The organism is Amycolatopsis kentuckyensis (assembly GCF_002155975.1).
Classification (GTDB): Bacteria; Actinomycetota; Actinomycetes; order Mycobacteriales; family Pseudonocardiaceae; genus Amycolatopsis; species Amycolatopsis kentuckyensis.
The window spans coordinates 1-8,160 of record NZ_MUMI01000575.1; the positions used below are offsets into that span (position 1 = coordinate 1).

The window sequence follows — 8,160 nt, forward strand, 5'->3', positions numbered from 1 at the left end:
GTGGGAGGGGGTAGAATCTTTTGCGCAGTCCGTTTCAGCGGGCTGACTTCGCGTGCACGTGCGCGTTCTCCCTTCTGGAAACAGCCGGGGGAGCGCACGGGGTCCGGCGGTCCTCAGGGGTCCTTCACTCCCGGGGTCCGGACGCCGGCGCGGGCACCAGGGCGAACGGCCACCCGGCCGGGAGCGACAAACCGAGCAGCGCGTCCGCGGTGGCACCGCGAGCGCGCACTACACAGAAGAGGTGTGATTCCGGCAATGGCCGTCGTCACCATGAAGCAGCTGCTCGACAGCGGCGTGCACTTCGGGCACCAGACCCGTCGGTGGAACCCGAAGATGAAGCGCTACATCTTCACCGAGCGCAACGGCATCTACATCATCGACCTGCAGCAGACGCTGACCTACATCGACCGTGCGTACGAGTTCATCAAGGAAACCGTCGCGCACGGCGGCACCATCATGTTCGTCGGCACCAAGAAGCAGGCTCAGGAAGCCATCGCCAACGAGGCCGCGCGCGTGGGCATGCCCTACGTCAACCAGCGCTGGCTCGGCGGCATGCTGACCAACTTCCAGACCGTGCACAAGCGCCTCCTCCGCCTGAAGGAGCTCGAGGCGCGGGAGCAGACCGGTGGCTTCGAAGGTCTCACCAAGCGCGAGATCCTGACGCTGACCCGCGAGAAGGACAAGCTCGAGAAGACCCTCGGCGGTATCCGCGACATGGCGAAGGTGCCGAGCGCGGTGTGGATCGTCGACACGAAGAAGGAGCACATCGCCGTCGGCGAGGCTCGGAAGCTGAACATCCCGGTCGTCGCGATCCTGGACACCAACTGCGACCCGGACGAGGTCGACTACCCGATTCCGGGCAACGACGACGCCATCCGGTCGGCCGCGCTGCTGACCAAGGTCGTCGCCGAGGCCGCGGCCGCCGGTCTGATGGCGCGCTCCAGCCGCAACGGTGCGTCCGCCGACACGAAGCCGGAGCCGGGCGTCGCCGCCGACGAGCCGCTGGCCGAGTGGGAGAAGGAGCTGCTTGCCGGCTCCGAGACCGCCGCCGCCGACGCGACCGAAGCCGCCGCTGCCGTCGAGGCGGCCCCGGCCGAGGCCGCCACCGAGCAGGCGACCGCCTCCTCCTGATGCTCCACCGCCCGTGCGGCCGCGCCCCCGTGGGCCGGCCGCACGGGTGTAGCAACCCACAGATTTCCTGCAAAGGACGGATTTACCAGAATGGCGAACTACACCGCCGCTGACGTGAAGCGCCTGCGCGAGATGACCGGCGCCGGCATGATGGACTGCAAGAAGGCCCTCGAGGAGAACGGCGGCGACTTCGACAAGGCCGTCGAGTTCCTCCGCATCAAGGGCGCCAAGGACGTCGGCAAGCGCGCCGAGCGCGCCACCGCCGAGGGCCTGGTCACCGGCGACGGCGGCGTCCTCATCGAGCTCGACTCCGAGACCGACTTCGTCGCGAAGAACGCCGACTTCCAGGCGCTCGCCGCGAAGATCGTCGAGGTCGCGAAGACCCTCAAGACCTCCGACGTCGAGGCGCTCAAGGGTGCCGAGCTCGACGGCAAGACCGTCAACGAGGTCGTCCAGGAGCTGTCGGCCCGCATCGGCGAGAAGCTCGAGCTGCGCCGCGTCGTGGCCTTCGAGGGCCAGACCGCGACCTACCTGCACCGCCGCGGCTCCGACCTGCCGCCGGCCGTCGGTGTGCTCGTCGAGTTCACCGGTGACGACGCCGAAGCCGCCCGCGGTGCCGCCATGCAGGTCGCCGCGCTGCGCGCGAAGTACCTGACCCGCGACGAGGTGCCGGCCGAGATCGTCGAGAACGAGCGCTCGATCGCGGAGAAGACCGCTCGCGAAGAGGGCAAGCCGGAGCAGGCCATGCCGAAGATCATCGAGGGCAAGGTCAACGCCTACTACAAGGACAACGTCCTGCTCGAGCAGCCGTCGGTCAAGGACAACAAGAAGACCGTCAAGGCCCTGCTCGACGAGGCCGGCGTGACGCTGACCAGGTTCGCGCGCTTTGAGGTCGGCCAGGCCTGAGGCCAGGTCCGGGCGTAGGTTTCACCAGTGCCCCGTCTCCGTCCATCGGGGACGGGGCACTGTCAGGTCTGGATATGACAAAAAACGGCCGAGGGGCGTAGGAGGCGACATAGATGGGTGACCGGGTCGAAGGTGGCTACCGGCGGGTGCTGCTGAAACTGGGCGGCGAGATGTTCGGCGGTGGTTCGATCGGCGTCGATCCGGACGTCGTCCACTCGGTCGCGCAGCAGATCGCCGACGTCGCCCGCACCGGTGTCCAGGTCGCGGTCGTGATCGGCGGCGGCAACTACTTCCGGGGCGCGGAGCTGTCGCAGCGCGGCATGGACCGCGACCGCGCCGACTACATGGCGATGCTGGGCACCGTGATGAACTGCCTGGCGCTGCAGGACTTCCTGGAGAAGGAAGGCCTGCCCACCCGCGTGCAGACCGCCATCACGATGGGCCAGGTCGCCGAGCCCTACATCCCGCGCCGCGCCGAGCGGCACCTGGAGAAGGGGCGCGTCGTGATCTTCGGCGCCGGGGTCGGCATGCCGTACTTCTCCACCGACACCGCGGCCGCGCAGCGCGCGCTCGAGCTGGGCTGCGAAGCCGTGCTGATGGCGAAGGCCGTCGACGGCGTCTACACCGCGGACCCGAAGGCCGACCCCACCGCCGAGATGTTCCGCGAGATCACCCACCGCGAGGTGCTGGAGCGGGACCTCAAGGTCGCCGACGCGACGGCGTTCAGCCTCTGCATGGACAACAACATGCCGATCATCGTGTTCAACCTGCTCACCGAGGGGAACATCGCCCGCGCGGTGAGTGGTGAAAGAATCGGCACGTTGGTCAGCACCCCCGCTGCCGGGGTGCCGGCCTAGACCTGCTGGGATCAGCAAGCGCCACCCATCACAACTACGGGAGTGACCGTGATCGACGAGACCCTCCTCGATGCCGAGGAGAAGATGGAAAAAGCGGTGTCCGTCGCCAAGGACGAGCTGCAGTCGGTTCGCACCGGCCGGGCTTCGTCGGCGATGTTCTCGCGGATCGTCGTCGAGTACTACGGCTCGCCGACCCCGCTGAACCAGCTGGCCAGCGTGAACGTGCCGGAAGCCCGGATGGCGCTCATCAAGCCGTACGACCAGTCGCAGCTCAACGCCATCGAAAAGGCGATCCGGGAGTCGGACCTCGGGGTCAACCCGAGCAACGACGGCCAGGTCATCCGCATCGTCATCCCGCAGCTCACCGAGGAGCGGCGCAAGGAGATGGTGAAGGTCGCCAAGGGCAAGGGCGAGGACGCCCGCGTCTCGATCCGCAGCGTCCGCCGCAAGGCCAAGGACGAACTCGACCGCATCGCCAAGGACGGCGAAGCCGGCGAGGACGACGTCGCGCGCGCGGAGAAGGAACTGCAGAACCTGACCGACACCTACGTGCACAAGGTCGACGAGCTGGTCAAGCACAAGGAAGCCGAGCTGCTCGAGGTCTGATGGCACAGGTGAGCGAGGAACGCGAGGACCGGGTGGACGCCACCGGAGCACACCCGGCGGCCGCGCCCGGGACGCCGGAGCCGGCCGACGCCGGCAGCCCGGCCACTCCGGAATTCCCGGGGACCGCCGGGGGCACGGCACCGGGCGAGGCTTCGGCGACCTCGGAAACCGGCCGGGCGGCGGAGACGCCGGTCGTTCCGGAGAGCTCGGGCGAAGTGGCCCGGCTGTCGGCCGCCGGTTCCGCCGCGGCGGAACCGCCGGCTGCCTCGCGGACCACGGCTGCGGCGGGGTCGGCCAATGGCGTGGCCGCGCAGACCTCGGCCAAGGCTCCCCGGGCCGGCGAGGCTGCGCAGACCTCGGCGACCTCAGCCAAAGCTCCCCGGGCCGACGAGGCTGCGGAGAGCTCGGCGGTCTCGGCCGCGGAACCGGCACCGGAGGTCAAGAAAGCCTCCAAGGCCGGCCGCAACCTGCCCGCGGCCATCGGGGTTGCGCTGCTGCTCGGCGCCGCGATCATCGTTTCGCTGCTCACCGTCCGGTACCTCTTCATCGGGATCATCGCGATCGCGATCGCGGTCGGCACCTTCGAATTCGCCGGGGTGCTGCGCCGGGTCGCCGACATCCGGGTTGCGATGATCCCGGTGCTCGTCGGCGGGCAGGCGATGATCTGGCTCGCCTGGCCGTTCGGGCGGGAAGGCGCGCTCACCGCGTTCGTCCTCACCGTGCTCGCCTGCCTGCTCTGGCGCTTGCCCGGTGGCGCGAAGGGCTACCTGCGCGACATCAGCGCGTCCACCTTCGCCGCCGCGTACCTGCCGCTCTTCGGGGCGTTCGCCGCCATGCTCGTGCCGCCGGAAGACGGCGTTGGGCGGGTGCTCACCTTCCTGATCGGCGTCGTCGCGTCGGACACCGGTGGCTACATCGCCGGTGTTCTCGGCGGCAAGCACCCGATGGCGCCCACCATCAGCCCGAAGAAGACCTGGGAAGGCTTCGCCGGCTCGGTGATCGGCGGTGTCGTCGCCGGGGCGCTGACCCTCAGCCTGCTGCTCGACGGCCACGTCTGGCAGGGCGTGATCTTCGGCGTCGCCATCGTGCTGACCGCGACCCTGGGCGACCTCGTCGAGTCGCTGATCAAGCGCGATCTCGGCGTCAAGGACATGGGGACGCTGCTGCCCGGGCACGGCGGGATCATGGACCGGCTCGACTCGCTGCTGCCGTCGGCCGTCGTGTCCTGGCTGCTGCTTTCGGCGTTCGTTCCGGTCTAGTCGTCGTACGGGTCGTCGACCTCCGCGCGGCCCCAGCCTTCGGTCACGCGCGAGTGGTCGATCACCGCGAAGACCGCGCCCTCGGGGTCGGCGAGGATCGACATCCGGCCGAACGGGGTGTCGTACGGCTGGATCACCACCGTGCCGCCGTGCATGAGCGCCTCGCCCGCCACCGCGTCGACGCCGCGGGCCGGGTCGATGTCGAAGTACACGAGCCAGTGCGGCGGGGTTTCGAGGCTGTACTCCGAACCCATCACGTACCGGTACAGCACCGGCTCGTGCTCGATGAGCCATTCGACGTAGTCCAGCATGTCGCCGTCGCCGATCTGATGGCTGCCGTAGGTGAACAGCTTGGTGTAGAAGTGATCCGCCGCGACGCCGTCGTGGGTGTTGAGGTCCGCGCCGCTGAAGGTGTTCGGGATGCCGGTGACGAACTCCCAGTTCGGCGGCACCTCCCAGAACACCACCGGCGCGCCGCACGCGTCGACGGCGTGCATGATCGTGCCGCGGTCCGGGATCGCCACCGGCCCGAGGGTGATCCGCCCGCCGAGGTGCTCCACCCACTCGGCCGCGCTCGCGGTGTGGGGGACCGAAATGTGCGGCATCCACCCCAGCGGCGCACCCTGGGCCGCGCGGTAGAGGCCGCCGACGGGGAGGCCGTTGATCGCCGCGATGGCGTAGCGGCCGTCGGACGTCGCCGGGTCTCGCTGAGTGGTGTACTCCCAGCCGAAGAGGGCACCGTAGAATCTCTCCGCCACGGCCTGCTCCCGGCAGGCCAGCTCGATCCAGCACGGAATTCCGGCCGGGACCGGGGACGGGGTACTGGACGGGCCGATTGCCATGGGTGCTCCTCCCGATACCCACCGGATTCTAGGCGTGATCCGTGAGTTTTCCGCCAAGAATTCGCCACCGTGCGGGCACAGCCCGGCGACGAGGACCCGGAAGGAGCAGCGGGGGTGCGGTGGTCGTCGCGGCGCGCGGAGGTCGTGCCGAGCCCCAACATCTGGTACTACCAGGCCGATTACGAGCTGGAGAACCGCGCGCAGGACAGCGGCGGCGAGATCTGGCGGGTGCTGCGGGAGGAGCACGACTGGACCGGCCTGGACGTGCTGGACGTCGGCTGCGGTGACGGGTTTCACTTGCCGCGCTTCGCCCGGGACGCGCGATCGGTGCTCGGGGTCGAGCCGCACGAGCCGTTGGTGCGAAGCGCGCTGAAACGCGTCGAGGGACTGTCGAACGTGGACATCCGGATGGGCCGGGCCCAGCGGCTGCCGGTCCGCAGCGCGAGCGTCGACGTCGTGCACGCGCGCACGGCGTACTTCTTCGGGCCCGGGTGCGAACCGGGGCTGGCGGAGGCCGAACGGGTGCTGCGGCCGGGCGGCGCGATCCTGATCGTCGACCTCGACGTGACCAGTGAGCCCTACGGTCGTTGGATGCGCGCCGACCTACCGCACTACGACCCGGGCGCCGTCGAACGGTTCTTCGCCCGGGCCGGGTTCGGCTGCCGCCGCGTCGCGACCGAATGGCGTTTCGCGACCGCCGCGGACCTCGAAGCCGTGCTGAAGATCGAGTTCAGCAAACCGGTCGCCGAACAGGCGATCGCGGAGTCCTTGCAGCGTAACGGGAATCGCGCCGAGGACCTGACGTTGCCGGTGGGCTACCGCGTCCACACGCGGGTGAAGCCCACCGGCCTCGTCCTGCCTGGTCACTCCGCCGTCTCCGGCGAAGCGGACTCTTCGTCGTCCTCACCGAGGATGCCGTAGAGCGAGCGCCGGGCGTCGTTGAGCACCTCGGCCGCGCGGGCCTGCTGGCTCTCGGAGCCCGCGCGCATGATCTGCACGACGGCGGCGGCCAGGTTCTTGCCCGCCTTCGCGAGCCCGATCTCGACCGGGTCGACGTCCTGCGCGATCTGCTCCCACGGCGGGGTGCTGTCCTGCTCCTCCGCGGCGGCGCGGCCGGCGTCGGTCAGCTCGAACAGCTTCTTGCCGTGCTCGTCCTTGCTGATGACCAGGCCTTCGTCGGCCAGCAGCTGCAGCGTCGGGTAGACCGAGCCGGGGCTGGGCCGCCAGAAGCCGCCGGAGCGCTCGCCGATCTCGCGGATGATCTCGTAGCCGTGCCGGGGCTGCTCGGCGAGCAGCGCCAGGATCGCGGCGCGGACGTCACCGCGGCGGCTGCGCCGTCCGCCGTGACCCCGCCGGCCCGGACCGTGGCCGCGACCGCGTCCACCGGGGCCGAAGCCCGAGGGGAACTCGCCGAAACCACCGAAGGGGCCAAAAGGTGCGCGCCCACGTTCGTGGGCGAAGGGGTGTCGTGGCCTACGCATGTCTGATGTTCCTTTCTCGAACTGTTGCGACACGTTCACGATATATCGGAAACGGTCGGCTGACAACCCGCGTCCGGTGAGCTCGCTCACGGAACTTGAGTCGGCAAGATCCGGCGACCTAGATTAGGCATGCCTAACCACCTGTTAGCAAAGGTAACGACCTGTGCGGACCCGCTCGCTCCCGCTGACGGCCGGGTTGCTGGTCCTCGCCGCGGCCGTGGCCGCCGCCGTGCTGCTCAGCATCGGGGTCGGCACCCGTGGCCTGAGCCCGGGCACCGTGCTCGACGCGCTCTTCCACTTCGACGCGGGCAACCCGGACCACCTCGTCGTCCGCGAACTCCGCCTCCCGCGCACCCTCGCCGGGGTACTGGCCGGCGTCGCGCTGGGCCTCTCCGGCGCCGTCATCCAAGGCGCCACCCGCAACCCCCTGGCCGATCCCGGGCTGCTCGGCGTCAACGCGGGCGCGGCGCTCTTCGTCGTCCTCGGCATCGGCACCTTCGGCATCACCAGCGTCGGCGGGTACGTCTGGTTCGGCTTCCTGGGCGCCGCGGCCGCCGGTGGCGTCGTCTACGGCGTCAGCTCCCTCGGCCGGGCCGGGGCGACGCCGGTGAAGCTCGCCCTCGCCGGCGCCGCGGTGACGGCGGCACTGGCCTCGGTGACCAGCGCGCTCCTGCTCACCGACCAGACCACGTTCGACCAGTACCGGTTCTGGCAGGTCGGCTCGCTGACCGGCCGCGACGCCGCGACGATCACCCAGGCCGTGCCGTTCGTGGTCGCGGGCGTCCTCCTCGCCCTGGTCGCCGCGCGCCAGCTCAACGCGCTTGCGCTCGGCGAGGACGTCGCCCGCTCGCTCGGCCAGAACGTGCCGGTCGCGCGGCTGGTGTGCGCGCTCGCCGTCGTCGTGCTCTGCGGTTCGGCCACGGCCATCGCCGGGCCGATCGCCTTTGTCGGGCTCACCGTGCCGCACGCCGCGCGGCTGGTCACCGGGCCCGACCACCGCTGGCTGCTGCCGTACTCCGCACTGCTCGCGCCGCTGCTCCTGCTGGTGTCCGACGTCGTCGGCCGCGTGGTCGCGCGC

At 70.1% G+C, this 8,160-nt stretch carries 9 protein-coding genes; 7 read left to right on the top strand and 2 right to left on the bottom strand.

Annotation, left to right across the window (positions count from 1 at the left end):
• The first annotated feature begins 255 nt into the window (after nt 1-255).
• From rpsB to CCN39_RS42290, 5 genes are all read left to right on the top strand, one after another.
• Nucleotides 256-1,131: a 30S ribosomal protein S2 gene (gene rpsB, locus CCN39_RS42270; RefSeq protein ID WP_086852124.1), complete on the top strand. Its 876-nt coding sequence runs from the start codon at nt 256-258 to the stop codon at nt 1,129-1,131.
• Between the two features lie 90 nt (nt 1,132-1,221).
• On the top strand, nt 1,222-2,037 hold the full coding sequence (gene tsf, locus CCN39_RS42275; protein ID WP_086852126.1) for a translation elongation factor Ts: 816 nt from the start codon (nt 1,222-1,224) through the stop codon (nt 2,035-2,037).
• A gap of 113 nt (nt 2,038-2,150) precedes the next feature.
• Nucleotides 2,151-2,894 (top strand): UMP kinase, encoded by a 744-nt coding sequence (pyrH, locus tag CCN39_RS42280; RefSeq protein WP_086852127.1) that lies wholly within the window; start codon nt 2,151-2,153, stop codon nt 2,892-2,894.
• 48 nt (nt 2,895-2,942) lie between these two features.
• Nucleotides 2,943-3,500: a ribosome recycling factor gene (frr, locus tag CCN39_RS42285; RefSeq protein ID WP_086852137.1), complete on the top strand. Its 558-nt coding sequence runs from the start codon at nt 2,943-2,945 to the stop codon at nt 3,498-3,500.
• A gap of 302 nt (nt 3,501-3,802) precedes the next feature.
• Nucleotides 3,803-4,759, top strand: a complete 957-nt coding sequence (locus tag CCN39_RS42290; RefSeq protein WP_341867730.1) for a phosphatidate cytidylyltransferase — start codon at nt 3,803-3,805, stop codon at nt 4,757-4,759.
• On the opposite strand, the gene CCN39_RS42295 is transcribed toward CCN39_RS42290, so the two are convergent.
• Nucleotides 4,756-5,601 carry a VOC family protein gene (locus tag CCN39_RS42295; RefSeq protein WP_086852131.1) on the bottom strand — a complete coding sequence of 282 codons (846 nt, stop codon included), beginning with the start codon at nt 5,599-5,601 and terminating at the stop codon, nt 4,756-4,758. The two genes, CCN39_RS42290 and CCN39_RS42295, sit on opposite strands and share 4 nt — an antisense overlap.
• 114 nt (nt 5,602-5,715) lie before the next feature.
• Between CCN39_RS42295 and CCN39_RS42300 the strand changes: the two genes are divergently transcribed.
• On the top strand, nt 5,716-6,522 hold the full coding sequence (locus CCN39_RS42300) for a class I SAM-dependent methyltransferase (RefSeq protein WP_086852133.1): 807 nt from the start codon (nt 5,716-5,718) through the stop codon (nt 6,520-6,522).
• Here the strand turns inward: CCN39_RS42300 and CCN39_RS42305 are convergent.
• The gene (locus tag CCN39_RS42305; RefSeq protein WP_086852135.1) at nt 6,465-7,082 is read right to left on the bottom strand and encodes a PadR family transcriptional regulator; all 618 of its coding nucleotides are present in this window, start codon (nt 7,080-7,082) and stop codon (nt 6,465-6,467) included. The genes CCN39_RS42300 and CCN39_RS42305 overlap by 58 nt on opposite strands.
• A 163-nt stretch (nt 7,083-7,245) precedes the next feature.
• Between CCN39_RS42305 and CCN39_RS42310 the strand changes: the two genes are divergently transcribed.
• A partial coding sequence (locus CCN39_RS42310; RefSeq protein WP_167455343.1) for a FecCD family ABC transporter permease occupies nt 7,246-8,160 on the top strand: 915 nt, incomplete at its 3' end.

Coding starts and splice junctions, on each gene's coding strand:
- tsf (WP_086852126.1), top strand. CDS start 1,222: ATGGCGAACTACACCGCCGCTGACGTGAAGCGCCTGCGCGAGATGACC.
- pyrH (WP_086852127.1), top strand. CDS start 2,151: ATGGGTGACCGGGTCGAAGGTGGCTACCGGCGGGTGCTGCTGAAACTG.
- CCN39_RS42295 (WP_086852131.1), bottom strand. CDS start 5,601: ATGGCAATCGGCCCGTCCAGTACCCCGTCCCCGGTCCCGGCCGGAATT.
- rpsB (WP_086852124.1), top strand. CDS start 256: ATGGCCGTCGTCACCATGAAGCAGCTGCTCGACAGCGGCGTGCACTTC.
- CCN39_RS42305 (WP_086852135.1), bottom strand. CDS start 7,082: ATGCGTAGGCCACGACACCCCTTCGCCCACGAACGTGGGCGCGCACCT.